This is a genomic window from Desulforhabdus amnigena (genome assembly GCF_027925305.1).
Lineage (GTDB): Bacteria > Desulfobacterota > Syntrophobacteria > Syntrophobacterales > Syntrophobacteraceae > Desulforhabdus > Desulforhabdus amnigena.
In genome coordinates, this window is sequence record NZ_BSDR01000001.1 from 3470869 (window position 1) to 3496996 (window position 26128).

Consider the following 26128-nt stretch of genomic DNA (forward strand, 5'->3'; position numbering starts at 1 on the left):
GAAATCGGAAATCAAACGATGTTCATGAAGAAATGCGGTTGAACATCTGAAAGGAGGAGAATCCATGGATTTTCTGCTTCCTGCTGAAATAATGGAAGAGCGAAAACGTTTTGAGGATTTTCTCAGGGAGCGTCTGGCGCCCCATGTTGCCGGATGGTATCGGGAAAGGATGGTGCCGCGGAGCTTTTTCCAGGAACTGGGGAAAGAGGGGTGGCTCGCGTTTGACCAGGGGAAGGAGGGTCCCGTGGAGCAACCCGTCCTCAAACAATCGGTGCTCATGGAGGAGCTGGCCAGGATTTCCCCGGGAGTGGCGGTCGCCGTATTGGTGCAGATTTCTCTTGGAACCAAAGGGTTGACCCTGTTTGGTTCCGAGGCGCAGAAAAAAGCTCATCTGGAATCCGCCATCCTCGGGAATACGCTCATATGCCTTGGAAATACGGAACCCACAGCTGGAAGTGACGTGGCAAACATCTCCCTCAATGCCGAAAAGGTGGACGGCGGATGGGTGCTCAACGGGACGAAAGGCTATGTTACTAACGGCAATATCAGTGATATTGCCATCATCACAGCTGTTACCGGCCCTCGGGCGGAGAGAAGCCGGCGCATGTCCATGTTTCTGGTGGACCTGTCGTCGAAGGGAATCAGCAGAAAAAAGCTCAACAAGCAGGTTTGGATCCCTTCAGATCTTACCCGACTTCAGTTCAAAGACGTTTTTGTCCCCGATGAGAATCTCCTGGGGGAGCATGGACGCGGGTTGCAGCAGGTTTTGGAGATTTTCACCAACAGCCGGGTGACCATCAGTGCGCTCGCTCTGGGAACTGCGGTGGGAGCCTTTGAACTGGGTGTGGATCATGCCCGGAAGCGGGAAGTCTTTGGGAGAAAGATAGCTGATTACCAGGCGAAATCTTTTGAAATTGCCGATTTCTACAGCAGGATCGAAGCGGCGAGGCTCGTGCTGTGGAAAACGTGCTGGAATAAAGACCGCGGCGGAGACTTTCGGTTGGATTCGTCCATGGCCAAGTATCTTACGGTAGAGATTGCCCGCGAGGTGGGAATGTGGGCGGCCGACCTGTTTGGAGCCGCCTCCGTGATTTTCGAGCACCCCATCCACAAGTTTCCCATGGATGCCTGGGCGGCTTCTCTGGGGGAAGGAACACAGGATATACAAAAACTGATTATTTTCAGGGAAGTGATGAAGCGGTTGTCTTGAGTTCAATATTGGGGGTTGAGCAGATCGAGTTTTTTGGGTATCTCCTTTGGGTGATGAGTATGATGTATGGTACATAAATTTCAAACGTATGGGAAAAAAGAAAGAATGGGGTATCCAGTCATGCAAGAATCTTCTGACATTCTTATGGGCACTGTTCGGGAATATGCGGAGGCTGAGAAAGAAGAGGTTTACGGAGAAAAGCTTTTCGATCTGAATCGGGAACCCACTCTCATGGGAAGAATGGAAAATCCGACTTCGTCGGGTATCATCACGGGTCACTGTGGTGAAACCATGGAAATATATCTGCGCATTGAAGGAGAACGTATCGAGGAAATAAGCTTTTTCTCTGACGGGTGTGCTTCCAGCCTGGCGTGTGGTTCCGTGGCGGCGGAACTGGCAAGAGGAAAAAACATAGACGATGCTGCGGCGATAGAGGGAGATACAATCCTCATGGTGCTCAAGGGACTGACCGAAGAAGAGACCCACTGCGCTTATCTGGCTGCAGAGGCATTGCATGCTGCCATCCACAACTGGATGTTGAGGCAGTAACGTAGCCAAGTGAGGGGACCGGAGGGTCCCCTTTTTCTATCCGCAGAGTCTCAAAGGGGTTCCCTGGATTTCGAAGGCGTCCTGGGCTTCGCTGTATGCAGCCCTGACACAAAAGACCGTGTGAACTCCCTGAGTCATCATCTTCCACCAACCGTAGGCGATATCCGATTCGGAGGTTGCAAGACACACCCGGTCCGCTCCCAACCGGTTCCGCGTCTCGTCCAAGTCCATTGTATCCTGCAATGCGTTTTTCCCTTCCGTCACGTAAAGAATGAAGCCTTTTTTCATCCTGGACCTCCATGAACGTTGAAGAGTCCCTGGAAGCACGAGTGCTTCCAGGGGGTAAGAGGTTAGTGTGTGTTGAGGTAGGGCTGGTGCTGAAGCAAAAAAAAATCCTTAGAGCCGAAGCTCTAAGGATTGCACCCTGTTTAAACTTGATCCTTAGGGAAGACTATACGGGCATTGCAGACATTTTGCATATGAAAGGCATCGCTTTCGTAGAGTAGAATTCCCGGCCTGTAAAGCCGATGAGGTCTGCACTCCGTATTCGAGGTCCTTCAGTATTCTACCGTACCGAGTCCTCAAGTGGTCAGGCTGGTCTTCTGGCTCTCGGATCTCTCTACTCACCGCACCTTCCCATCACATCCCGAATGTGACAGTGGCTTTAAAGGCGGCTTTCGTCCCCGATCACAGCGGCGGGACCGCTCCCGATTGTCACGGGATTCCCTTTTAAGCTTTGCAGCACCTGATCACTATGCAATTATATCGAGTATTCCTCTACTACAAGGGGGGATGGCTGTCAAGTCTCATTTACAAATATTTCTATCTACGGTTCGAGGACGATCTTTCCAAACTGGTCGCCCTTTTCCATGATTTCGAAAGCCCGGCGCCCTTCTTTGAGGGGCATGATCCGATGGATGACAGGTTTCAGTTTTCCCGCCCAGAGGAGAGAGGTCACTTCTCTGAAGTCCTGATGTGTGCCCATTGTGCTTCCTATGAGACTGATCTGCTTGCTGAAGATGAAGCGGATATCGATTTCGGCCTGAGGGCCGCTCGTGTTTCCCACTATGACGATGCGGCCTCCACGCGCCACCGCTCTCATGCTCTTGTGGATGGTGGCGGCTCCCACGTTGTCCACTACGACATCCACGCCGCGTTTGTCCGTGAGCTTTAACACTTCCCTTTCCCAGTCGCATTTGGAACGATCCAGAACGATATCGGCTCCCAGCTCCCGTGCGCCGGCTGCCTTTTCTTCATTGCCTGCCACCACGTAAACGGTTGCCCCTGCAAGCTTTGCAATTTGGATGGCCATGCTGTTCACTCCGCCTCCGGCCCCCACTACCAGAACCGATTCTCCAACACGCAGTTTGGCTCGGTGGATGAGCATGCGCCAGGCTGTGAGGGTAACCAGGAGAGGGGCCGCTGCTGACGGAAAATCCATATCCTGCGGCATGGCCATGAGACTCTCCGCCGGGACGACCACATATTCCGCCAACCCTCCGCGTACCTGTTCGCCAAGAATGTGGTAACCGGGACTCAGGCTATGTTCTCCGCGCCGGGTGAATTCATCCTCTACGGAGTTTGAACCCGGATCCACCACCACACGGCTTCCCAGGCTCCAACCGGTGACTCCCGGCCCCAGTCCCGCCACAATACCGGCAACATCCGAGCCGCCCCAGTGGGGCATCGGCAACTTAAGTCCCGGCCAGCCCCGCCGTACCCAAATGTCCAAATGATTGAGGGCGCAGGCTTTGACCTGGATGAGAACCTCACCCGGTGCCGGTTGAAGATCCGGAACATCGCAGTACCGTATGACTTCAGGCCCCCCGTGTTCGTGGAAACAGAGTGCTTTCATGGTCCTGGTTTCCTCCTTTCACGACGTAATGCAGGATCGACCGCCGTTACATCAATGAGGCGGAATGTCAAAGATTCGTTGCTATTGCTTCAGTGCTTAAGCTAAAATCCCCACATCGAACATTCAAGCCTGCCTTTCGATGGTATTTCTTGGAGTTTCTTTCCTTGGCATTGTGATTATGTTAAAAAGGTTGGAATTTTTCTGATTTTGCCTCAAAATAAAAAATTTTAAATTTCTCTTGCTTATGAGGTGATATAGATGAAACACTTAGGTTTTTTCAGGCGGAGGCAGGAAATGAGCCTTCTTCGCTGGCTGTTGTTCACTTTTTTGGGGTTCATCGCTTGTGTCGTCGCCATAGCGGGTATTGCGGCTTTCGCCTTTTATATTCAGCTGGATCGGTCTCTGCCCAGTGCTCGCGCTCTCAAGAACTATCATCCGTCTCTGGTTTCGAGTGTCTATGCTTCCGATGGTTCTCTCATTGGGGAATTTTATACGGAACGCAGGTTTCTGGTTCCTCTGGATCGGGTACCGCCCTATTTGATAAAAGCCTTTCTTGCGGCCGAAGACAGCCGGTTCTATGAACACGGAGGGGTCGATCTTCCCGGCATTTTTCGGGCCTTTATGAAAAATCTTCAGGCGGGGGAAATTGTTCAGGGAGGAAGCACCATCACGCAGCAAGTAGTGAAATCTCTCCTTCTTACGCCGGAACGCACGGTTATCCGTAAACTCAAAGAAGCCCTCCTTGCCTACCGTATCGATCACACGCTGAGCAAAGACGAAATTCTCTATCTCTATCTCAACCAGATTTATTTTGGTTCGGGGGCCTATGGCGTGGAAGCTGCGGCACAAACTTATTTTGACAAGCATGTCGAAGATCTCGATCTTGCCGAAGCTTCTCTCCTTGCAGGGCTGCCCAAAGCTCCCACCCGGTTTTCTCCGCATCAGAACTATGCTTCCGCCAAGGATCGCCAGAGGTATGTGCTGGATCGTATGGTCGAAGTGGGATTCATTACTCAGGAAGAAAGGGATAAAGCCTTTGTGGAACCCTTGAACCTGGCCAGGCCGAAGCGCTGGAGGCTCAAAGAGTTCAATCACTTCACGGAAGAGGTGCGGCGGCAGGTGGAGGCCAAATACGGCCGGGACGGACTCTATAAAGAAGGCCTGAAGATCTATACCACTCTGGATCTGAGAGCTCAGGAAATGGCCGAAAAGGCCCTGGACCAGGGATTGCGCCAGCTGGACAAGCGCCACAGTCGTTACCGGGGGATAAACCTCAATGTACCGAGGGAAGATTGGCCGAGTGCTCTGAGAGTGCTCAACAGCACCAATGGAGAACTGCAGCCCGAAAAAATCGTGGCTGCTCTGGTGATGGATTATGATCCTCAAAGCAGATCCTGCAGGTTGCAGATAGGGGATGCACAGGGGATTTTACCCTCTTCGGGGTGGCAATGGGCAAAGATTTCAGACAAACGGGCGAGTAAGATGTTCCGGGTGGGTGATTTGGTTCGAGTTCGTCTGGAAAATCTTCAAAGTGACAAGACCTGGACGACCGTCCTGGAGCAGGATCCTGGAATGGAGGGCGCTTTCATGGCTATGGTTCCTCAAACGGGAAGAGTCCTTTGCCTTGTCGGTGGAAGAAATTTCGCTCAGAGCCAGTTCAATCGCGCAACACAGGCTATTCGACAGCCTGGTTCGGCCTTTAAGCCCATCATCTATTCCGCCGCTCTCGATAAGGGCTACACGGAGGCATCCATCCTGATCGATTCACCCATCGTCCTGAACGATCACAGCCTCAGGGGGCTTTGGAAACCCGCCAACTACGACCATCAGTTCTGGGGACCCATCCTGTTGCGGAAAGCACTGATCCATTCTCGCAATGTTGTGACCGTCAAGCTCCTGAATGCCATTGGAGTGGACTATGCGATTCAATATGCCAGAAACTTGGGAATTACCTCCCCCCTCACGCCCACCCTGGCCCTCGCTCTCGGGGCGTCTGGCGTGTCTCTCTGGGAGCTGCTCACGGCGTATACTCCTTTCGCCAACCAGGGAAAACGGGTTGATCCCTATATGATCGAAAAGATAGAGGATCGGGACGGCAATATTCTGGAGGAGCACCGGGTCGCACCCGAAGATGTGATTTCGCCTGAAACGGCTTATGTTATGACCGACCTGCTGGCGGGTGTCGTGCAGGAAGGTACGGCGAAAAAGGCCAAAGAGCTGGACCGGCCCGCAGCGGGAAAAACGGGAACCACCAATGAAATGAGAGATGCCTGGTTTATCGGTTATACTCCGGATGTTTTGGCGGGTGTGTGGGTGGGCTACGACGATCACAATGTTTCTCTGGGGAAGGGAGAAACGGGAGGTCGGGCCGCTTGCCCCATCTGGGTTTCTTTCATGAAAGAATGGCTGAAAGAAAAGCCTGTGGAAAGTTTCCCCATTCCTTCCGGCGTTGTTTTTGCGAAAATCAACGGTCATACGGGGGCTCTTGCTCGATCCAATGATCCTTCGGCGGTCTCTGCCGCATTTGTGGGGGAGGTGCCCGTCAGATCGCAGCGCTATTCAGCTCCTTCACAAAAATCCGGAAATTCTTCTCCTGCTTCTTCTGATACTGCTTCTGCCACGGTTTCTTCCTCGCCGGCGGAATCTTTTTTCAAATCCGATCTGTTTTGAGGCAAGAACTCAGCGGTTGGCCGATGGGCTTTCGGACCGGTTTCTATACGGTCGACCGCTGAAAACCACTCATTGGGACCCGATACATGCAGCGCTACTTCGGCCCTCAGGGGCTTTTGGCTCAAAAAGTAAAATCTTTCGATTTTCGTGCCTCCCAACTGGAGATGGCCCAGGGGGTTTTTGAATGTCTCGGCAGCGAAGTGCCTCTGCTGGTGGAAGCGGGGACAGGGACGGGGAAAACCTGGGCCTATCTCATTCCCGCCATTTTGAGTGGAAAAAAGGTGGTCGTTTCCACAGGCACTAAAACACTCCAGGACCAGATCCTCGACCACGATATCCCTTTCCTCAAGAGATTGCTCTCTCCAAATCTTCATGCGGTGTGTCTCAAGGGGCGCAGAAACTATCTTTGCCGCCGTCGCTTCAGGGACTTTTCCTACCAACCCACTTTGTGGAGCAAGGAAGAAGCCAGGCTCTTCAAACGGTTTCAAAACTGGGCCGTGAGGACTCAGAGCGGGGACCGGGCGGAGATAGACTGGCTTCCCGATTCTTTTCAGACCTGGAATGAAGTGAGTTCCGGAAGTGAGGATTGTCTGGGGCAGCAATGCGAGGATTATTCCCGCTGTTTTATCACGCGCCTGCGCCTGGAAGCCTCAAGGGCTCATCTGCTGGTGGTCAACCATCATCTCTTTTTTGCGGACCTGGCATTGCGCGGAAAGGGACCGGGCGAAGTCCTTCCCGATTATGATGCCGTGATCTTTGATGAAGCCCATCAGCTGGAAGATACCATCGGTCTTTATTTCGGCCTTCAATTCAGCAATCTGAAGATCAACGATCTGGTCCACGGCCTGCTGAAAGAGACAAGGAAGGATGTCAAAAAGATTGAAAAGTTCCAGGAAATGAATCGGATCGTCCAGCAACTGGATATCCTCGGCCGCCTTCTCTATCAGCATCTTTCTCCTTCTCCCGGAGCTCAGGGGCGTTTCCTCCTGGATCTCCAGACTGTGGGCAAAAGCTTCGTCTCCACCTGCCGGGAACTCCTGCATGCACTGGAACAGTTGAACGCCTTGCTGACGCCGGCCGGAGAAAGTCCCGATAGCCTGGAACCCTTTTTCAAGAGAACTCATGAAATGGCGCTGGAGGTTCGGGGAATCCTGGAGCAGAGTGATCCCTCGCTGGTTTACTGGTATGAACTGACGCCCAAGGCGGTTTTCATCTACGGAACCCCTATCGATGTGGCTTCGGTCTTTCGGGAACGACTCCTTTCCCGCAAGTCTTCCGTGGTGTTGACTTCCGCCACCCTTTCCATCGCGGGTTCTTTCGATTTCATCAAAAACTCTCTTGGAATGCCCCCGGAAACGCGAGAACTCCTTCTGCCCTCCCCTTTTGCTTATGAAAAACAGGCGATCCTTTATATTCCTTCCCTCTTCCCCGCTCCCTACGAACCGGGATTTTGCGCAGATCTTGCCGAAGAAGCTCTGAAAATTCTCACCAAGACAGAGGGCAGAGCACTTTTCCTCTTTACCAGCTATCGCAATATGAGGGAAACCTACCAGTTTTTGAAGGGTCGCCTTCCCTATCCTCTCTTGGTACAGGGCCAGAAGCCCAAAAGAATCCTGCTGGCTGAATTCAAGGAAAAGATCCATTCCATTCTTTTCGCCACCAGTTCCTTCTGGCAGGGAATCGATGTTCCGGGCGAAGCTTTGAGCTGCCTGCTCATTGACAAACTTCCCTTCGAAGTGCCCGATGATCCCCTCATCGCCGCTCGCATGGAACACCTTTCCAGCATGGGAAAGAGTTCGTTCTTCCACTATCAGGTCCCCAGGGCCGTCATCCAGTTGAAGCAGGGCGTGGGGCGCCTGATCCGTTCTTCCTGCGACCGGGGTATCATTGCCATTTTTGATGTTCGCCTGCTCACGAAAAATTACGGCCGCATTTTCATCAAGAGTCTGCCTCCATGCAAGCTGGTGCACAGCCTTGAAGAAATCGATAGGAGCTTTCTGATTTCAAAGGGTGTTTCCGAAGATAGTGTTTGTGGAGGCAATAAGGATATAAGTGAACCTTCGGTCTGTTAAAGACGGTTCTTGAATGGACCAAAAGAGAAAAAAAGTAGTATATTAATACAGTAAAATGAATAAATATCGGAAGGATCTTTTTGAAGCATAGTCTTTAAACCAAACCGGTCATCACTCATTGAGGGAGGAGAGCCATGGAGAAAAAGATTCTTTTCGCAGTGGATGGTTCGGAAAAGGGATTCAAGGCGTTGTCCATCGTGGGAGACCTCGTGAAGGATCAGTCGGATGTCCGCTTGATTCTTTTCCATTGTGTACAACAGCTGGCGGGGCTCTCTCCGGGAGAGGTCTGCACAGATGTGGATGAATCCTGCAAGCTTCCCTATGCCACCCAGGAAAAAGTCGGGAATGCCGTTCTGGATGAAGCGAAACGCCATCTCTTTGCCACCGGGTTTCCCAAAGAAAGAGTTGAGACCAAACTGAAAATCAACAGCACAGACCCAGCGGGGGATATTCTTGCCGAAGCGAACGAAGCGAATATCGAAACGATTGCGGTCGGGCGGCGTGGAAGAAGCCAGTTGGAAACTCTGCTCATAGGCAGTGTTTCCGGCAAGGTGGCTCAGTATGCTCAGCACCGTACCGTATGGGTGGTGGATACTCCTGTTCATGCATCGAGAAAAGTCATGATTGCCATGGAAGGGGCTTCCGATGCCGACGAATTGACTCGTTACACATCGGAATTTGTCGCTTCGAATCCGAACCTGAAGTTCACTTTCGTTCACTTGATGCCCCCCGTTCCGCCTACTTTTTGGGATGACGGTCATATTCTGGGATCTGCCGAACAGAAAGACCGGGAGTCCCGCATTGAAAAATGGCGTAGAGAATGGAAGGAGCGTGTGGATGGGTTGATGGCTCAAGCCCGGAATAAGCTCGTGAGCAAAGGCGTTTCCGAGAGCAACATCGAAACTTTCATCCTTCCCACCAAGCAGGGCGTTGCACGGGATCTTCTCAACGAAATAGACGAACACGAATTTCAGATGGTATTGATGGGCAAAAAGAGCCTCAGAGAAAGAAAACCCTTTCTCATGGGAAGTCATGCCAACAAAATCCTTCAGAATATAAAGGGAGCAATCCTCTGCCTGGTGGACAACTAAGAAACTGTCTCAAAACGGTCCGAATATCCTTGATCGTCATTCCGGTGAAAAAAAGTTTTCACTGCCTTGAACGGTTCGATTCCCCCTCGAAGGGATTGACGTCAGGTTAAGCCTAAAATTGCTCAATTGAAGGTTCAAATCCCCCCTTTGAGGGGGGGGATGGAGGAAGAGCAAATACACATCCCCTTCAAAGATGGACTGCAAGAGCTTCCAGACAAAATCCGTGCGCCCGGTGTGAGTAACGATTCTTTTCCTCCCCATGTCCCGCAGGGCGAAGGGCGGGGAGGGGCTTCTGGCAGGCCGGTACCCTTCCCTCGTAGGGAAAGATTAGTCATTCGACCGATCAGAGAAGGAACCAACGATTATGGAATCTCCTATCAGGTTGGGAATCAGCTCCTGTTTGCTTGGAAATGAAGTGCGCTATGACGGTGGTCACAAACTGGACCGGTTCCTCAGGGATACTCTCGGAAAGTATGTGGAGTACGTTCCCGTATGTCCTGAGGTGGAGTGTGGTTTAGGGATTCCCCGGGAGGCGATGCGTCTAGTGGGGGATGTGGATGCTCCCCGCCTCCTGACACAGCGCACCCATGTGGATCATACCGACAGAATGCTCCAGTGGGCCCGAAGGCGGGTCAAGGAACTGGAATCCGAAGGTTTGTGCGGTTTTATTTTCAAAAGCAAATCGCCCAGCAGTGGAATGGAGCGGGTCAAGGTTTATAACGAAAGCGGAATGCCCTCTCACAAAGGGGTCGGCCTGTTTGCGCGAGTATTCATGGAACATTTTCCGCTCCTTCCAGTGGAAGACGAGGGACGGCTTCATGATCCCGTGCTTCGGGAAAATTTTATCGAACGTATTTTTGCCATGAAGCGCTGGCGTGAACTTCTGAGCCGGGAGGAGAGCATCGGTCGCCTGGTGGAATACCATACACGCCACAAGCTGCTGATGCTCGCTCACAGCCCCGCCCACTACCGTCAGATGGGAAAGCTGGTCGCGGGAGCCAAAAGCATTCCTCTCGAAGAGCTCTACCGGCAGTACCAGTCCCTCTTGCTGGAAGGCCTTCGTCTGAAGGCCAGCGTTGCCAAGAACACCAATGTCTTGCAGCACATGATGGGGTACTTCAAAAAGCAGCTCTCCAGGGATGAGAAGGAGGAACTGCTGGAAATCCTGGCTCAATACAGGCAGGGACTGGTGCCTCTCATTGTGCCCGTTACGCTCATCAACCACTATGTGCGCAAGTACGATGAGCCCTATCTGAAGGGGCAGTATTACCTGCACCCCCATCCGCTGGAACTCAAATTGAGAAATCATGTGTAGAGGAGTTGCGGTCGAGACTGCACGGTGTGCGGGTGGGATCGGACCAGGACAACCATGGTCATAAGATGTAGAAATCCTGCATTTTGCATTGATTTTGGCGAAGAGCCTGTCTCAGTAGTAGGCCGGTACGGGTTGACGATCCAGTGGACATTTTAGATGCTGGTGCCGTACCACCCTGTCAAATATCAAGAGCTGACCCCTAATGAGTAGAGACTGACCCATGGATGAAGGTGGGGATCAAAACCATGACATTCCCTCGCCGGCAGAACTGCTGGTGGCATTTACTCCTCTCTTCCGCCCCGACGTTTTGCCTGGGCCGGTGCTGGATCTGGCTTCAGGTGAGGGACAAAACGGCATCTATCTGGCCCTCCGGGGGCTGGACGTCACCTGTTGCGACCTGTCTCAACAGGCACTGCATCGAGCCGGGGTGTGGGCGAAGGAGCAGGGGGCGGTCATCCGCACGTGGCAGGTGGATCTGGAGCAGCCCGAGGTCAATCCGCTCCCGGAAAACCACTATGGCGCGATCCTCGTCTTTCGCTACCTCCACAGACCCCTCATACCCTGTATCCGGAAGTCGCTCAGAAGCTCCGGGATCCTCCTCTATGAGACCTTCACCCTGGACCAGCGGCAATTCGGCCGCCCCCGGCGGCTCGAACACTTGCTGGAACGGGGCGAACTGAGAAGCTTCTTCGGGGATTGGGAAATCCTGCATGATTTTGAAGGAGTATTGAAAGATCCCCCACGCGCCGTAGCTCAGCTGGTCTGCAGAAAACCCTGATAAATAGGGGGTCAGCCCTTGAATTTTGAAATCTATCGAAGAGAACAGGGCTTGAAAGGAAAACTTCCTTGGAGAATGCATGAAAAAAGATCCCAAACTTTCAATCGCTGAAGAAATCATGCTCGAATTTGCCGGTTTGACCGGGCTTTCACCAGCCAGGGATGATCCACGGCGCTACTTGTGGACTGATGCATTTGCCGTGTGCAATTTTCTGGAGCTGTATCGCCGGACGGGTACCGAAAAATACCGGAATCTGGCGGTCGAACTGGTAAATCAGGTTCACAATATTCTCGGCCGCCACAGAAAGGATGATCCAAGGTCCGGCTGGATCAGTGGCCTTGATGAGCTTGAGGGTAAAGCTCATCCGACAAAGGGCGGCCTCAGAATCGGTAAGAAATTGAACGAACGTGGACCTGGTGATCGTTTCGATGATCGTTTGGAATGGGACCGTGACGGGCAGTACTACCATTACCTCACCAAATGGATGCATGCGCTCGCCCGCGTAAGCGCAGTCACCGGAGACTCAACCTACAGCGGGTGGGCGATCGAACTTGCACGCACGGCCCATGCCAGGTTCACTTATGTTCCCTTCCCCGGAGGTCAGAAGAGGATGTACTGGAAGATGAGGATAGATCTCTCCTCTCCTCTTGTCCCTTCCATGGGACATCACGATCCCCTTGATGGATTCATCACATACAGTGAAGTTCAGGCGAGCTCACGTCAGTCTTCGAAAGGCGCCCTGGAATTGGCCGGGGAGATTGCCGACATGGCCCGTATCTGCAAAGGAAAAGACTGGACCACGGATGATGCCCTTGGTATTGGCGGCCTTTTATCCGATGCTTATAGGGTGGCGCAGATGATGTCAGCCGGCACTTTTGGAGAGAGAGATCTTTTAAAGAGTTTGCTGGATGCGTCCAGGGTAGGGTTGGATACCTACGCAAGAACGAATTCCTTGCGTGGACCCGCCGACTATCGCCTCGCGTTTCGCGAGCTGGGGCTGTCCATCGGATTGCATGCCTTGGAAAGGCTTCAAGGGCTGATCGAAGCGAATCAAGACATTTTGGATAAGAAGCGGCTGCTGCTCACACAGATTGCAGGCATGAGGGAATACCTAAAGCTTATTGACATCATTGAAAAATTTTGGCTTGAACCCGCTAACAGAGAAGCCGCCAGTTGGACTGAGCATCGAGATATAAATATGGTTATGCTCGCAACCAGCTTGATTCCCGATGGATTTTTAACTCTTTTTTGAAACCCCAAAATATTTGAAAATTCTCCCTTTCTACAGGTTTAGCATCCCAATTTTTAATGGGTGAAGCCTTTTATAATTCTTCCACCTGAGAAAAGACCTGGTTCAAAATCTACCCATACAAGTACGGAAAAATCTCCACTTGTGTATTTTAAAGTCTCTCTATCAACCCATTCGACATAACTGCCATTGTCAAAAGTTTTCTTTCTTGACATGTAGACCTCACAAGGGCTAACCCTATCGGCAAATCGACTTTTTTGTGGAGGCTGTGGTCCCATTATTTACAATTTTGTTGACTTTGATTGGAGTTGAGTTGCCAAGTTACTGACAATATATGGATAATCGCAACGGTCCATATCTTGCTCTATTGTCAAAGCATTCGACAACTCAATTGATGGAGGATGTGATGCTGAGAGCAAGATTCCTGTTTGCAGCAGCAACTGCAGTTGTTTTACTTTTGTTTACCGGGACGTCCCATGCCGAAGAGCCGCCTGTTATTGCCGCCGCTGCCGATCTCAAGTTTGCATTGGAAGAAGTCTCCGTACTTTTTAAGAAAGAGACCGGCAAAGAGGTCAAACTGTCTTTCGGATCCTCTGGCAATGCCTTCCGACAGATCGTCCAGGGAGCCCCCTTTCAGCTTTTCCTTTCCGCCGATGAGGAGTACGTCCTGCAGCTTGCCAAAGACGGTCTGGCCATGGACGAAGGGGTACTCTATGCCATTGGACGTATCGTGCTGTTTGCTCCCCACGGATCGCCGCTGCGGCCGGATGCTGAATTGAATGATCTCAGGGCGGCCATCAATGACGGCAGGTTGAAGAAGCTGGCCATCGCCAATCCGGAACACGCACCTTACGGCAGGTGTGCTCGCGAGGTCCTCATCAAAGCAGGCCTTTGGGACAAAGTCCATGACAGGCTCATCTTCGGTGATAACATTATCCAGGCGACGCAATTTGCTGCCAACGGGTCGACACAGGGCGGTATTATTGCCTACTCCTTCGCCCTTGCTCCCGAGGTCTCTAAGCTCGGCATCTTTTCCTTGATTCCGGAGGATTGGCACGAGCCCCTGAGGCAGCGCATGGCTCTGCTCAAAGGAGCCGGCGAAACAGCCAAACGCTTCTACGAATTCGTACAAACACCGCCGGCACGCCAGATTTTCATTCGATACGGTTTTGTCCTTCCTGGAGAATAGGAGGTGCCTCCATGGATTGGCCTGCGCTTTCGCTATCTCTGAGACTGGGTGTTCTTTCGGTTCTGGCGCTTCTCCCGATCGGCATCGTACTGGGGCGATTGCTGGCCTGGCGTCATTTCCTGATAAAGCCTCTCATTGAGGCTGCGCTGGCTCTCCCCCTGGTCCTGCCGCCGACAGTGCTTGGCTTCTACCTGCTGAGCGCCTTCGGGGGAGGGTCTTCGTTCGGGCGTGCCTACGAAAGCCTGTTTGGGCATACCCTGGTCTTTAACTTCCATGGGTTGTTGGTTGCCTCCATGGTGGCCAATATTCCGTTTGCCGTACAACCCATGCAGCGGGCATTTGCGTCTATTCCTCCCGAAGTTCGGGAAGCCGCCGCCTGCTCCGGCCTGTCTTCCTGGCAGACGTTGTGGAAGATTGACATTCCCTTGGCTTGGCCCGGAATCGTGACTGCCTTGGTGCTCATTTTCGCCCATACCCTGGGAGAGTTCGGGGTCGTTCTTATGGTCGGGGGCAATATCCCTGGAGAAACGAAGACCATAGCTATATCCATCTATGACAAGGTTCAGGCATTCGATGACCATGCAGCAGGAATCATGTCGGGAGTGTTGCTCGGCCTGTCGCTCTTGATGCTTGCGGTCATCTTTGCCGTATCGAACCGCGTAGGACGCAGGTATGATTGATACATCCGTGCTCACGGCGAGACTTTTCGACAGAAACCCGATTCCATTGGAAGCGGAAATATCCTGCAATGCCGGCGAGATTCTAGCCCTGGTTGGGCCGTCTGGCAGCGGAAAGACAACCGTCCTGCGCTCCATCGCCGGCCTCTGGAAGCCCCGGGACGGCTTCATCCGGTGCAAGGATGAGATATGGCTTGATACGGCATCAAAATTCCATCTCCCCACGCACCGGCGTCATGTGGGAATGGTCTTTCAGAATTATGCTCTTTTTCCTCATATGAGCGTAGGGCAAAATATCATGATGTCTTTGCGGCATCTTCCCACCGCTTTGCAGCGAAACAAGGTCGCAGACCTTCTCTCCAGCCTCCACCTCGAGGGATTGGGGGATCGAAAGCCCTGGCAGCTCTCTGGAGGCCAGAAACAGCGCGTGGCCATTGCCAGAGCTCTGGCCCGTGACCCCAAAGTGCTCCTGCTCGATGAACCCTTTTCGGCTGTGGACAAAGTGGTTCGAAACCAGCTTTACGAGGAACTGCTGGAATTGCGGCGTTCTCTGGAAGTCCCTATCCTTATCGTCACCCATGACTTTGAAGAGGCCTTACTGCTCGCGGATAAGGTCGTCGTGCTGCATCACGGGAAGACCCTGCAGAATGGCCCGCCCCGGCAGGTTTTCACCAAGCCTGAGAGCATCACGGTTGCGGCTTTGCTGGGGGCGAGAAACCTTCTCGGGGGCAAAGTGATCGAGCACCGTCTGCAGGCCCGGAAAACCATTATCGACTGGGATGGAACATTATTGGCTGTCGCCCTGAGGGAGGATCTCGAGAAGGGGAAAAGAGTTTGGTGGCACGTTCCGCCCGGTGAGTTGAGTATCCACCCCACTGGACACGAATGCCCCTGGCTGAATGGAAACTCGGTGACGGGCATCATCCGTCAGTCCACCGCTCTGTCTCCTCTCGTTCGTGTCATGCTGCAGGTGGATGGGAGGAAGGAGAAGGTTCTGTGTATCGAAACGGCTCATCCGTCTTTGAGGCAGAGCCCCCCGGAACCCGGACAGGCCCTGACGGTGAACATTCCGGAAAATGCAATTCAATTGATGAAACATGAAGAGTGAAGCATCAGAAATTCAACTCTGTCCATGGATTTGTCGATTCCAGACGCAACATTCGGGCGGTGTTTTTCAATTTCTCGTTGGATGGACAATGAAATGATAATGGGGTATTCTTTTATGTACTGATTCCTTTTTTAATTTTTTCGCTTACTTGTCAAAAGCAACTCTATTGAATTTAGAGTTGCTTTTCCATGAAAATCCCATAATTTTCAATGTATTGATATCGTCGGTTGCATCGAGAACGTATGCGACACCTCAGAGAGTAAGTGGAGAGCAAGGAAAGAGGATTTCAAAAAATCTTGATTTCAAGGATAAAATGAAGGAGTTGATGTGCCTGTTTCAAGTAGACTAAACCATCAGGAGAGACTGCCATGTTTGAGAAGATCGTTCTGTCCACGGATCTCTCGTCCGATTGGGACGATATAGTTGCCTGTGCAGAAGAGTTCAAAGTTTTGGGCTGCAAAGAGATTATCCTCACCCATGTGCTGGGGGCAAAGGGACTTGACGTGCACGACATGGAAACCTTTTTGTCTCCAGAAGGTCAGGCAAGACTCGAAGCACAAAAGAACCGCCTCGAATCCCAAGGATTTCGAGTGGCCGTGGAAACGCCGGCTGGGCTCCCTGCCCTGTCATTAAATGAAGTGACCCAGCGTCACTCCGCCTCCCTCATCGTGATGGGTTCCCACGGTAAATCTCCCTGGCGGGAGGCCATCCTCGGTTCGGTTTCCAACGCCCTTTTGCACCATGCAAGATTTCCCATCCTGCTCATCAACGTTAAACGACTCAGAGAAGAGGCGCTCGGCGCCATCTGTCAGTTGCGGACCACGGAGCTTTTGCGCCACGTGCTCTTCCCCACAGATTTTTCCGAAATAGCCGACGAGGCTGCCAAGGTTCTGGAATCCCTGGTTTCCAAAGGACTTTCAGAAGTTACTGTGCTGCACACCCTGGAGATGGTCGAATCGCATCCCACTGCGGTCCTGAGGCCCGATGAGGGGCCTCCCCGAAGTCGCTTGAAGATTGAAGAGGAACGGTTCAGGAAAGCCGGGGTTCCACGAGTCAACAGCCATTTTACCAAGGGCCATCCCATTTCGAGGATTCTGGAAGCCTTGAGGGAGGGAAATTTTTCCCTTGTCCTCATGGGCGCTCAGGGCAAGGGGCTGGTTTCGGAAATCTTCCTCGGAAGTGTGGCTTACAACATCGCAAGGCTGGCGCCCTGCCCGGTGCTTTTGATCCCCCGGGCGCAGGAAATGAAGAAGGATTCATGAGTATTATTGAGTTGCCCCTTACGAGGCGAATACGGTTTTCGTCCCATAAACCGTGCCTGATCTGTTTCATCCATTTCCGAGAGGGCTGGCCCCTGGCTTCCGCCAGGGTGACGGTGTGAGCGAATTTTGAGATAATTTCTTAATATTTTCATCTTGATGTGCTCTGGGGTAGCGGTAAAGAGACCTACAGGTCCTTGAGTGCCTACCGGCGTTTTTGATGTTCGTAAACCGTGCCGGCGAATTCTTCATAGACTTTTTCGCAGGCCTTGAGTTTTTCAATGGCTGTCTTGCGCAGAGGTGCTCCCATGAGGTCTCTTTTTTCGATCTTCTTGAACCATTGCTGCAGTTTTGTCAGCTCCTCCTCGTTCTCCTCCACCTCCGCAAAGATGAAATTCTTCCGCTCTGTTTCATGCTCTATTTCTTTGAAATAATCCTCACACTTGTCAATCAGCTCCAGATATTCTTCGTTTCGTGCATCCACGAAGGACCGCAAAATCTGCTCCTCCTGCTTTCCCTCGAGGACTTTTCCATCAATGAGGAGCCCCTGCCCTCCGAAGCCCTCCACTTCCACGGTGAGCTTCTTGAGTTCCTCCACCCTCTCTTTTGAAAATGGGAGAACCCAAAACGCCTGACAATTGACCGCTCCCAGCTTTCTGAGCTGGCGCCAGACGTGGACTCTTGGCTTGGATGGTCTGGTTGGCAGAGTGTAGGAAAAAAAAAGCCATTTTGGTTTCATGCTCGAATCACCGTTCCAAAAACCTTGTCAAGAATCTCATCCCATGGCAGGAAGACACCTTCCCATCTCAATATTGACAGGTGTACCCCATGATTTCAGCCATTTTCAGCGGCGATCTGCCACGGCCCCGCTTCGGACCTCAGCGAGTCTCTTCTATAAAGTACCGGAAAACTCACCATTTGGTTCCTGCCCTCTTGCAACTTTACACCAGAATTCTGTTTTTCCCAAACCATACCGTTTAAAAGGTTCTTTGCTTTCTCTTGATGAAGAAGAGAAGGGGCACGGAGACCAATTGGGTCAGAACCGAAAATGCGATGAGAGACGGAACCGAAAAATCGTAGAAAAAGCCCATCAGGGCACTCCCCACAAACCAGAACACGCCATAGCCGGTGTTGAAGAAACCGTAAGCGGTTCCGCGCTTATCGATCGAAACCATTCCTGCAATTGCCGCCCTCATGATGGATTCCTGCGCTCCCATGCCCACACCCCATAATACCATGCCGGCCAGGCTCACGGAAAAGCCTCCAAGAAAGACGAGCGGAGCGAAAAAAGATGAGATCAGGACGGAGATGATGAGAATGGACAATCCCTTGCGATCGAACATTCGGCCGAATATCAGCGCTGCAACGGCGTCCACCCCCATGGCGACAGCATAAAAGACTGGGACCCAGTCTGCTGAAACCGTGGACGTCTTTTGAAAATGGTAGGCAATCAAGGGAAAATCCGCATACCCGGCTGCATTGAGCGCCATCGCCGCTAGATAGAACCAATAGAGTCGGGGAAGCCCCTTGGTTTCGAATTCGGGAGCGGTCGACTCGAGATCTCGTGGCTGGGGATAGAGGACCCTCGCCGTCAAAAGCACCCCAAGGGTCAGGATCGCGGGAATGAGGAGGATGGCGAATCCCGTCTGGTAGGTCCCTTTGAAATAAAGCACCGCCGCAACGATCAAGGGACCAATCATGGCGCCGATCTGATCCATGGCTTCGTGCAATCCGAAGCCCCAGCCCCGCCCGACTTCCTGTGTGGCGTGGGAGAGCATGGCGTCACGCACGGGGTTTCGAATCCCCTTTCCGATTCGTTCGGCAACAATGAACAGTGCCGCAATCTCCCAGCGGCCCGCCAGTGCCAGGAGAGGCACCGCCAGCATGTTGATGACGTAGCCAAGGATGGTTATGGTCCAATACCCTCGTGTCCGGTCGCTGATATAACCAGCGGGAAGACGAAGGACGTAGCCGGCCAGCTCCCCGAATCCGGCAACGATCCCCACGATCGTGCCGGTTGCTCCGAGAAGAGCCATAAAAGGCCCTGTGACACTGCGCGCCCCCTCGTGAGTCATATCCGCAAAGAGGCTCACCACCCCCATCAGGATGACAAACTTCATGGCAGCCCCACTGTTTTTGCCTCTTTCGCGACTCGCGTCTCTGTTCATATTTGATTTCCTCCTCTTCCTGTCTAGGACCAAGAAATTATCTCAAAATTCGCTCACACCGCCACCCTGGCGGGCCAGAGTCCAACCCTCTCGGGAATGTCTGGATTCCGGTTTTCACAGGAATGACGATCAAGGGTATTCGGACCGTTTTGAGATAATTTTTAAAAATAAACACCTTAGGCGGGACATACATCCGGCTTCAACCTGGGGACGACGAAAAACATGCCCAAGGCAGCCAAAATGCCTACCACGCCGCCGAAGTAGAAAGGCGCCCCGGGGCCGATCATTCTCCACAGGAACCCGCCAATCAAGGACGCAGGGAGCAACCCGATCCCCACCAGGGTCGCATGAACCCCCAGCATCGTGGCCCGGCTCTCACCGGGGCAGAGCTCTGCGACCAGCGCTTTTTCAATTCCCTCCGTCAGTCCGCTGTAAAGTCCGTAGACACCGAACAGGACCCACACGTGAAGCCTTTGAGAGGCAAAGGCAAAGCCAAGGTATACAAGACCGTAGAAAAGATACCCGAAAACGAGGAGCGTTCGCCTGCCGATATGGTCCGAAAGCCGCCCGGCGGGATAGGCGCTCACGGCGTAAACGAAATTGCATATCAGATAGGCTAGAATGACGTTAGCCGCATCGAAGCCGAGGTTGTTGGCCCGAAGGAGCAGGAACTGGTTGGAGGAGTTGCCGAGGGTGAAGAGGAAGGCTACGAGAAAAAATGCCTTGAGGCGCGGGTTGAGTTTTCGCCACCCTGCCAGCGGATGTATTTTGGCTGCCGCCTTCCGGGGCTTTTTCTCCTTGACGAAGAAGAGCAGAAGAACCCCAAGGATGCCGGGAAGCAAGGAGAAGAGAAAAATCCTTGTATATTGGCCCTTGGTTGCTGTGAAAAGATAGTAGGCGATGGCGATGCCGAAAACGGCCCCCAAGGTATCCAGTGCTCTATGCAAACCGAAAGAGTGTCCCAGTCGGCCCTCTTGAGATGCGTCGGCAATGAGGGCATCCCGCGGGGCAGTTCTCACCCCTTTGCCGAATCGGTCCACGACCCGGCCCGCAAGCACCCATCCCCACGAAGTGGAGAGATAGAGAAAGAGTTTGCCCACGGCAGCCGAGCCATATCCTACAATCGCCAGGGGCTTTCGTCTCTGGATCCTGTCGGAAATATAGCCCGAATAGGTCTTGAGCAGGCTGGCAAGACTTTCCGCAATGCCTTCAATGACACCTACGATAGCTGGAGTTGCGCCCAGAGAGGTCATCAGGTAAAGGGATAAGAGCGGATAGACCATCTCGCTGCTGACATCGGTAAGAAGGCTCACAAATCCCAAAAGAAGAACCGTATTCATTTGCTCTATTTCCTTTCATGGCAGAATGAAATCCGAAGAGGATGCTGAAAATAATCCGCAAAGCAGTATTGCAGCGATCATGCAATCATTTTTCATCAAGTATTCTCCTTTTCAATATGAGCGGCAAGGCTTTAAAACTGTTGATAAAATATTACATAATGTGTAAAGGATTTGTCAAATAAAATGTAATATATGATACAATTTATTCTAAAAATATTTTTTAAGAATTTAATGTATGTTAAATCATTTGTGGGGGAACGTATCACCCAAGCCGCCCGGCTGATTGTGAGATCGGTCTCATGGTTGTGTAAAGGCCAACAGCGCCATTGGAAGCCATGAATATTCATGATGAGTCTTCATGCGACATTGTCACATCAACCACGGAGACACGGAGGGCACGGAGAAAGACCTTCCCAATGAAATTTCTGTGTTCTCCGTGTCTCCGTGGTTAGATGAAATCTGACAGCGTCGAGTTAAGCACCTGAGCACATATTTTTTGACATTTTCATACCGTCATACCGGCGTAAGCCGGTATCCAGAGAATTTGCCGTGGGGCTGGATTCCGGCTAAAAGCATGCCGGAATGACATAATCAATAAGGATCGGGCATGTTAAATAACTTCCGATCAGGTGCTTAAGTGGATCAATTGTCTTGGGGCATTGAAAAGTGAGGTGAAATAACATGGCTCTCGCGGATGTGGATTCCGATTTTGCCAAATTCAAACAATACTTACAAGTTAAGCAGTCCATCGCCTATGAAATACGCAATCTTTCGGATTTCTTGAAAAAGCATGTTGGAGAACGGAAGTCCGAAGAATGCCGGCAATTGATGGTCAAACTGGCGGAAGACCGGTTTACACTGGCGGTCGTGGGCCAGTTCAAACGTGGCAAAAGCTCTCTTATGAATGCCATCATCGGGCGGGACCTCCTGCCCACGGGAGTGCTGCCGCTCACCTCTGCAATCACGGTTCTCAAGTACGGCCCCCGAGAGCGGCTCATGATTCTGAAGGAAGGGGCCTTGTACCCGGAAGAAGCGCCGATTTCAAGTCTTGTCGAATATGTGACGGAAAAGGGAAATCCGGGAAACGTGAAGAAAGTGGAGCGTGCCGTTCTGGAATTGCCCGTGCAGTTTCTTCGAAGAGGCCTCGAATTTGTCGACACTCCCGGCATTGGGTCCGCCATTGAAGCCAATACGGCCACCACCTACGGCTTCCTGCCCCGTAGCGATGCGGTAATCTTCGTGACGAGCGTGGATACACCTCTCACACGGGCGGAAACCGATTTCCTTCAAAGTATTCGAGAATACGTGCGCAAGGTTTTCTTTGTCGTGAACAAGATCGATCTTGCCGGCGGCAAGGAGCGCCTGGAAATTCTGAACTTTATCTCGGAAAGGCTGGAGCGGCAAACAGGAGCCGAAGAAGTCCAAATTTTCCCTGTTTCTTCAGCCATGGCCCTGGAATCGAAGCTTGCCGGGAAAGAAGAGGGATACGAAAAGAGCGGCGTGAAAGCCCTGCAGGAGGCTTTGGCCAAGTTTCTGTCTAGCGAGAAGAGCCATGGGCTCCTGGTTTCCGTGCTGGACAAGGTGCTTCGCGTGGCAACGGAGGCGCATCACGAATTGAGTCTGCTCAAACTGGCCGGCGAAACCTCTCGAGAAGAAGTCCAGAAGAAGATGGCGGCCTTGAAGGAACGGTTCCAAGTCCTGCGAAAAGCGCGCGCAAAATCCCAGCAGGAGGTTCGGGAGCGCATCCTTCCTTGGGCAAGGGAGAAGATTTCTCCAGAAATTGCTGCGTTTCGGGCTGACGAAGCCGATGTTCTTTTGGGAGAACTCAACGAAGCACTCTCCCAGTCCAACTGGGAGCTTTCCATCCTTGCGGCTCAGGACGTTGCACGACAGATGCTGCCGCGTTTCAAGCAGGATCTGGAGAAATGGACGAAAGAGAAAGCCGAAAGCCTTGATCCCGCATTCCTGCAGGCACTGCAAATGGAATGGGTAAAGATTGAGCGGGAACTGCAGGAGATTCCCGCTGCCGCAGTGGAGGTTCTCGGTGGCCTCGGCGAGGAGGCTGCTTCCGAAACGAGTATTGAGCTTCCCACCCATTGGGTGCTGCAACGCCCAAGCTTTGGGAATGTCGATTGGAACCCTAAACTTCCCATACTTGCGGCCTGTCTGCCCCTCTTTGTGGTCAGACCGCTAGTCAGGGGCCGTCTTGTCGCGGAGCTCGAAGGCCTTATCGGATTTTACGCCGAGCGCATTGAAGATGCTTTTCTGAAAGGAGTCGATGATGCGTTGAACCGTCTGGGCTTTGAGATCGAGAAACGAGCCGGTGAAATCGAATCGCGTATTGTGCAGGCCGTCGAGGGTAAAAGGGTCACAAAGAGCATCGATGGACACTGGCAGATCGTGGAGCTTGACAGGGAGGAGCTTTCTCGTGAGCTCGATACTCTTGAGGCCATCGAAAAGAAGCTCGGTCGGATCCGAACCGCAATGCTCGAAGGAGAACCTTCCCTCTCAGGGGGGCCTTCTGCTGAGCCAATTTTTCCAGCATTCGAGCCCTCTCCCCCCTCGGTTCCGGAGCAAGAATTATTGTCCGGGGCGGCACTCAACAAGGCAACCGGTTCTGAAGTAGAGAAGGACTTGTTACCCGACCTAGCCACACGGGGCTGCCCGGTATGCAACCGAATGATCGATGCCGCCTACCGTTTCTATGCCGGTCGGCAATACGAACTGGCGACTCAGGAACAGGCGCAGCGTGCACACGCAGCTTCGCTTGGGTTTTGTCCCCTCCACACGTGGCAGCTGGAGGCGATGTCCTCCCCTCACGGTCTTTCGCAGGGGTTTCCGAGGCTTATGGAGAGGTTGTCGGCCGATCTTTCTCGCCTGGCGCTATCGGAAAACTCGAATCCGGGTGAATCCGTCCTGACGCTTATTCCAAGCGCGAAAGACTGCGAAGTGTGCCGACTGGTCCAAGACGCGGAGAAAATTTATCTGAACAGTTTTGCCGGCTTTATTCAAACCCCGGAAGGGCACAAGGCGTACATGAACTCCCAGGGAGTGTGCCTGCACCATCTGGGCCTGCTGATTTCCATTGTCCCATCCAAAGAGAAAGTCCGGTTCCTGCTCGAGCACGCCGCTCGCCTCTTCGCCCAGATATCCGAGGATATGCAAAATTATGCATTGAAGAGGGATGCTCTGCGCAGAGATATCCAGAACCTGGATGAGGAAGACGCCTATCTCCGTGGCCTCATCCACAGTGTCGGGGCGAAGAAGGTCTGCTTTCCATGGGAGATGGATGCCGAAGTGTAGAAGGGCCCGGTGACAATGGCAATCGGCTCCACGATATGGTTTGTCGGGTCGGAAGCTTGGAGCGCCGTGATGGTCCGTCTTGCCCGCGGGACCTGATCACTTCATGCTGTTTCGAACCGGCGCTGTATTCTCAACAGGGCTCGCAATCGTTCATCCCTTGCGCGCAAGTCTTCAGGCTGCTTGTTTCGTTGTGCAACTTCACCGGCAATTTCTCCTGCCGATTCATCCTTCAACGCAGTCAGTATATCCTCGATATCTTCCTGCAGGTGCCACGGCGCCAGAGCTACGAGTCCGATGAGCCTGTGCGAGATAGCCCTCCGATCTTCTCTCGATGCAATGCTCATCCCCAGTTTTGAAGCACCCACCACGAGCTCTTCGTCCGGCTCATCGAGCAGCCTCCGGAGGGTCTGCCAATGTTGAGGGGCTATTCCGATCCCGTTCAAAAGTCTTATCGCACTGCGGCGCCGCTCCAAGCTGGACGGGCTTTCCACAAAGGGGCCCGGTCGGAGAGTCACGGCAGAAAGCACCAGCGTGTCGCAAGAGGCTTTGCCTAACTTTTGAAAAGCCTTTTCCGCGGCAGCTCGGTAGAAGTCATCTTCAAGAGCACGCTCGAAGTAGGGAATGGTCTCGGGGCGTCCGTATTGCGCAAGGGTTTCGATGAGACCATTCAGCATGCGCCGTTCCGAAAGCTTCAACAGGGAGACGAACATCTCCTCCCCGATCATTCAACCGGTTCACCTCAGCGGCCTGCCGTTTCTTCACTGCCGACAAATATCATTTTATACTACTTAAGTTGTCTACGATCTCGCTCATTCTGCTGAGTTCTTCATCAAGTTTCCCGCTTTTCATGGCTGGATCTTCCTCCCGTTTGTAGTGCGTGAAAAGCCCTTCACAGACATTGGAGGAGAAAGACTCCGCAGGCACAAACATATCGCATTGCATCATCAATTGTGCCAAACCTATACTGCGCAAAAAAATCGATTTGCCGCCCTGGTCGATCACGTTTGCGACCGGGCAAAGCCTCCCTTTTGCAACGTAGCGGGGTGGATCGAGCAGGTTAAAATTTTTATCTTCAGATATTTCAAGAAAATCTTCAAATCTTCATTTCACCACCAGAACCGGTTTTTCACTGTATTCGACAACCCGTTGAGACACGTTTCCCCAGAGAATTCCTTGCATGAGGCTCTTCCCATAGGAACCCATGACGATCATGGAAACGTTTTCCTCCGTGGCGACACGCATGATTTCCCGGTAGGGTTTTCCGCAAAGCAGGCTTGCTTTCACTCTGAAGCCTTCGGCCTCGAGCTCTCGAGTCAGGCGATCCAAATTGTCCTGGCTATTTCTTGTCGCCACTGCCAACGCCTCAACTTTCATCTCATAGGGGACATCGACAAAATTAGCGAATTCCTCCAGGACGTGGACAACGACCAATTCCGAAGTTCCCGCGCCACGGAGCATGGGAAGGTACATCTTTGCCCGCTCCGCATTGGGCGACCAGTCCGTCGTATAGAGAATCTTTCGGAACATGTCGGTACAGAAGCGCTCCTGTACCTCATCTCCCGCCATTCTCAGGGTATGGTATCTGGCGACCAAAATCGGAGCCTTTGCTTTGCGGATCACTCGGTCGGTCGTCGAGCCGACAAAGATCTCCCCTAGAACATCCCTCTTCTGTCGTCCCGCCACGATGAGCGACACATCATTCTCTGTGGCAGTCCTGAGGATCTCTGAAACGACGCGACCTGTGGCGAGCTCCGTTTTCACCTTGATCCCTTCGGAGCAAAGATAATCGGCATAAGCGGAGAGACGCCTGGATGCGGCTTCCCGCATCAGGTCAATGCTGCTCGTGATGGCTTTCCGGATGGTATCCACGGCGATGGGAATGCCCCCGTCCACTTCGGTATAAAGGTTTCCCGGATCGATGACGTGCAACAGAATGACCTCCTCCAGTCCGGCTCTCCTCAGGCAAGTGATGTTCTGGAGAATCGGCAAAGAGAATTCTTCAAATTTGGTTGGATAGAGTATTTTTTTAAACATCGTATACCCCCTTTTCAACGAACTCTGTTCAACTCAGTGAAGCTTGAGGGCAAAGGAAAAGATGTGGTAGAGCACGAAAGAATCAATAAAACGTGTTTCTGAAATTGCTTGAAGAATTCTTGGACGAGCAGCTCGGACGCCCCTGACCTACGGCGGGCCGGTGTTGGAAGTGAGGATCGACGATGCGAAAAGAGAATAAGGAGAAGGCATATTGCCTTGAGCCGAGGGGATGGCAGTGCTGAAATCTCCCCTTCCACTGCA

At 52.5% G+C, this 26128-nt stretch carries 20 protein-coding genes, 1 pseudogene and 1 riboswitch; of the genes and pseudogenes, 13 read left to right on the forward strand and 8 right to left on the reverse strand.

The genetic code is table 11. The annotated features are described in order from the left end of the window. Positions 1 to 64 precede the first annotated feature (64 nt). Both QMG16_RS14755 and QMG16_RS14760 read left to right on the forward strand, forming a co-directional pair. Entirely contained in the window at positions 65 to 1210 is a 1146-nt protein-coding gene (locus QMG16_RS14755; protein ID WP_281795480.1) for an acyl-CoA dehydrogenase family protein, read from the forward strand. Positions 1211 to 1330: 120 nt separating this feature from the next. Continuing rightward, a complete protein-coding gene (locus tag QMG16_RS14760; protein ID WP_281795482.1) occupies positions 1331 to 1759 on the forward strand; it encodes an iron-sulfur cluster assembly scaffold protein in 429 nt (142 codons plus the stop codon). 36 nt (positions 1760 to 1795) lie between these two features. On the opposite strand, the gene QMG16_RS14765 is transcribed toward QMG16_RS14760, so the two are convergent. Together QMG16_RS14765 and QMG16_RS14770 are read right to left on the reverse strand one after the other, a co-directional pair. After that, positions 1796 to 2047, reverse strand: coding sequence for a hypothetical protein (locus tag QMG16_RS14765; RefSeq protein ID WP_281795485.1), 252 nt, complete (start codon positions 2045 to 2047; stop codon positions 1796 to 1798). Positions 2048 to 2334: 287 nt separating this feature from the next. Beyond that, positions 2335 to 2523: riboswitch (cobalamin riboswitch) on the reverse strand. A gap of 62 nt (positions 2524 to 2585) precedes the next feature. Further along, the gene (locus QMG16_RS14770; RefSeq protein ID WP_281795488.1) at positions 2586 to 3614 is read right to left on the reverse strand and encodes a zinc-binding dehydrogenase; all 1029 of its coding nucleotides are present in this window, start codon (positions 3612 to 3614) and stop codon (positions 2586 to 2588) included. A 258-nt stretch (positions 3615 to 3872) separates the two neighbouring features. On the opposite strand from QMG16_RS14770, the gene QMG16_RS14775 reads away from it, so the two are divergent. From QMG16_RS14775 to QMG16_RS14820, 10 genes are all read left to right on the forward strand, one after another. Continuing rightward, positions 3873 to 6284, forward strand: a complete 2412-nt coding sequence (locus tag QMG16_RS14775; protein ID WP_281795490.1) for a penicillin-binding protein 1A — start codon at positions 3873 to 3875, stop codon at positions 6282 to 6284. An 86-nt stretch (positions 6285 to 6370) separates the two neighbouring features. Then, the gene (yoaA, locus tag QMG16_RS14780; RefSeq protein ID WP_281795491.1) at positions 6371 to 8356 is read left to right on the forward strand and encodes a DNA repair helicase YoaA; all 1986 of its coding nucleotides are present in this window, start codon (positions 6371 to 6373) and stop codon (positions 8354 to 8356) included. A gap of 134 nt (positions 8357 to 8490) precedes the next feature. Next, positions 8491 to 9447 carry a universal stress protein gene (locus tag QMG16_RS14785; protein ID WP_281795494.1) on the forward strand — a complete coding sequence of 319 codons (957 nt, stop codon included), beginning with the start codon at positions 8491 to 8493 and terminating at the stop codon, positions 9445 to 9447. 364 nt (positions 9448 to 9811) lie between these two features. Beyond that, positions 9812 to 10762, forward strand: a complete 951-nt coding sequence (locus QMG16_RS14790) for a YbgA family protein (protein ID WP_281795496.1) — start codon at positions 9812 to 9814, stop codon at positions 10760 to 10762. Positions 10763 to 10982: 220 nt separating this feature from the next. After that, positions 10983 to 11540 carry a methyltransferase domain-containing protein gene (locus tag QMG16_RS14795; protein ID WP_281795498.1) on the forward strand — a complete coding sequence of 186 codons (558 nt, stop codon included), beginning with the start codon at positions 10983 to 10985 and terminating at the stop codon, positions 11538 to 11540. Positions 11541 to 11619: 79 nt separating this feature from the next. After that, complete coding sequence (locus QMG16_RS14800) at positions 11620 to 12792, forward strand: glycoside hydrolase family protein (protein ID WP_281795500.1); 1173 nt, start codon at positions 11620 to 11622, stop codon at positions 12790 to 12792. Between the two features lie 403 nt (positions 12793 to 13195). Continuing rightward, positions 13196 to 13978, forward strand: a complete 783-nt coding sequence (gene modA / locus QMG16_RS14805) for a molybdate ABC transporter substrate-binding protein (protein ID WP_281795503.1) — start codon at positions 13196 to 13198, stop codon at positions 13976 to 13978. Positions 13979 to 13989: 11 nt separating this feature from the next. Then, positions 13990 to 14658, forward strand: coding sequence for a molybdate ABC transporter permease subunit (modB, locus tag QMG16_RS14810; RefSeq protein WP_281795506.1), 669 nt, complete (start codon positions 13990 to 13992; stop codon positions 14656 to 14658). Then, a complete protein-coding gene (locus tag QMG16_RS14815; RefSeq protein WP_281795507.1) occupies positions 14651 to 15763 on the forward strand; it encodes an ABC transporter ATP-binding protein in 1113 nt (370 codons plus the stop codon). Before modB ends, QMG16_RS14815 begins: the two co-directional genes overlap by 8 nt. Before the next feature lie 368 nt (positions 15764 to 16131). Then, positions 16132 to 17025 (forward strand): universal stress protein, encoded by an 894-nt coding sequence (locus QMG16_RS14820; protein WP_281795509.1) that lies wholly within the window; start codon positions 16132 to 16134, stop codon positions 17023 to 17025. A 202-nt stretch (positions 17026 to 17227) separates the two neighbouring features. On the opposite strand, the gene QMG16_RS14825 is transcribed toward QMG16_RS14820, so the two are convergent. The 3 genes from QMG16_RS14825 to QMG16_RS14835 form a co-directional block, all read right to left on the reverse strand. Further along, a complete protein-coding gene (locus QMG16_RS14825) occupies positions 17228 to 17761 on the reverse strand; it encodes a Chromate resistance protein ChrB (RefSeq protein ID WP_281795512.1) in 534 nt (177 codons plus the stop codon). A 238-nt stretch (positions 17762 to 17999) separates the two neighbouring features. Then, positions 18000 to 19190 carry an MFS transporter gene (locus tag QMG16_RS14830; RefSeq protein ID WP_281795514.1) on the reverse strand — a complete coding sequence of 397 codons (1191 nt, stop codon included), beginning with the start codon at positions 19188 to 19190 and terminating at the stop codon, positions 18000 to 18002. 176 nt (positions 19191 to 19366) lie between these two features. Further along, positions 19367 to 20530 (reverse strand): MFS transporter, encoded by a 1164-nt coding sequence (locus QMG16_RS14835; RefSeq protein ID WP_281795516.1) that lies wholly within the window; start codon positions 20528 to 20530, stop codon positions 19367 to 19369. A 681-nt stretch (positions 20531 to 21211) separates the two neighbouring features. Between QMG16_RS14835 and QMG16_RS14840 the strand changes: the two genes are divergently transcribed. Continuing rightward, on the forward strand, positions 21212 to 23833 hold the full coding sequence (locus tag QMG16_RS14840; RefSeq protein ID WP_281795518.1) for a DUF6062 family protein: 2622 nt from the start codon (positions 21212 to 21214) through the stop codon (positions 23831 to 23833). A gap of 101 nt (positions 23834 to 23934) precedes the next feature. Here the strand turns inward: QMG16_RS14840 and QMG16_RS14845 are convergent, their stop codons facing one another. From QMG16_RS14845 to QMG16_RS14850, 3 genes and pseudogenes are all read right to left on the reverse strand, one after another. Continuing rightward, a complete protein-coding gene (locus QMG16_RS14845) occupies positions 23935 to 24558 on the reverse strand; it encodes a hypothetical protein (protein ID WP_281795520.1) in 624 nt (207 codons plus the stop codon). A 64-nt stretch (positions 24559 to 24622) separates the two neighbouring features. Next, positions 24623 to 24829 (reverse strand): annotated as a pseudogene (locus QMG16_RS19660) (MutS-related protein); the annotation flags it as partial. 105 nt (positions 24830 to 24934) lie between these two features. Further along, positions 24935 to 25867: a universal stress protein gene (locus tag QMG16_RS14850; RefSeq protein ID WP_281795522.1), complete on the reverse strand. Its 933-nt coding sequence runs from the start codon at positions 25865 to 25867 to the stop codon at positions 24935 to 24937. Between the last annotated feature and the right edge of the window lie 261 nt (positions 25868 to 26128).

Excerpts from the sequence above, each read along its gene's own strand:
- QMG16_RS14765 (WP_281795485.1), bottom strand. The coding sequence starts at position 2,047 with ATGAAAAAAGGCTTCATTCTTTACGTGACGGAAGGGAAAAACGCATTG.
- yoaA (WP_281795491.1), top strand. The coding sequence starts at position 6,371 with ATGCAGCGCTACTTCGGCCCTCAGGGGCTTTTGGCTCAAAAAGTAAAA.
- QMG16_RS14800 (WP_281795500.1), top strand. The coding sequence starts at position 11,620 with ATGAAAAAAGATCCCAAACTTTCAATCGCTGAAGAAATCATGCTCGAA.
- QMG16_RS14785 (WP_281795494.1), top strand. The coding sequence starts at position 8,491 with ATGGAGAAAAAGATTCTTTTCGCAGTGGATGGTTCGGAAAAGGGATTC.
- modA (WP_281795503.1), top strand. The coding sequence starts at position 13,196 with ATGCTGAGAGCAAGATTCCTGTTTGCAGCAGCAACTGCAGTTGTTTTA.
- QMG16_RS14820 (WP_281795509.1), top strand. The coding sequence starts at position 16,132 with ATGTTTGAGAAGATCGTTCTGTCCACGGATCTCTCGTCCGATTGGGAC.
- QMG16_RS14840 (WP_281795518.1), top strand. The coding sequence starts at position 21,212 with ATGGCTCTCGCGGATGTGGATTCCGATTTTGCCAAATTCAAACAATAC.
- QMG16_RS14770 (WP_281795488.1), bottom strand. The coding sequence starts at position 3,614 with ATGAAAGCACTCTGTTTCCACGAACACGGGGGGCCTGAAGTCATACGG.
- QMG16_RS14825 (WP_281795512.1), bottom strand. The coding sequence starts at position 17,761 with ATGAAACCAAAATGGCTTTTTTTTTCCTACACTCTGCCAACCAGACCA.
- QMG16_RS14845 (WP_281795520.1), bottom strand. The coding sequence starts at position 24,558 with ATGATCGGGGAGGAGATGTTCGTCTCCCTGTTGAAGCTTTCGGAACGG.
- QMG16_RS14815 (WP_281795507.1), top strand. The coding sequence starts at position 14,651 with ATGATTGATACATCCGTGCTCACGGCGAGACTTTTCGACAGAAACCCG.
- QMG16_RS14775 (WP_281795490.1), top strand. The coding sequence starts at position 3,873 with ATGAAACACTTAGGTTTTTTCAGGCGGAGGCAGGAAATGAGCCTTCTT.
- QMG16_RS14795 (WP_281795498.1), top strand. The coding sequence starts at position 10,983 with ATGGATGAAGGTGGGGATCAAAACCATGACATTCCCTCGCCGGCAGAA.
- QMG16_RS14790 (WP_281795496.1), top strand. The coding sequence starts at position 9,812 with ATGGAATCTCCTATCAGGTTGGGAATCAGCTCCTGTTTGCTTGGAAAT.
- QMG16_RS14835 (WP_281795516.1), bottom strand. The coding sequence starts at position 20,530 with ATGAATACGGTTCTTCTTTTGGGATTTGTGAGCCTTCTTACCGATGTC.
- modB (WP_281795506.1), top strand. The coding sequence starts at position 13,990 with ATGGATTGGCCTGCGCTTTCGCTATCTCTGAGACTGGGTGTTCTTTCG.
- QMG16_RS14830 (WP_281795514.1), bottom strand. The coding sequence starts at position 19,190 with ATGAACAGAGACGCGAGTCGCGAAAGAGGCAAAAACAGTGGGGCTGCC.
- QMG16_RS14760 (WP_281795482.1), top strand. The coding sequence starts at position 1,331 with ATGCAAGAATCTTCTGACATTCTTATGGGCACTGTTCGGGAATATGCG.
- QMG16_RS14850 (WP_281795522.1), bottom strand. The coding sequence starts at position 25,867 with ATGTTTAAAAAAATACTCTATCCAACCAAATTTGAAGAATTCTCTTTG.
- QMG16_RS14755 (WP_281795480.1), top strand. The coding sequence starts at position 65 with ATGGATTTTCTGCTTCCTGCTGAAATAATGGAAGAGCGAAAACGTTTT.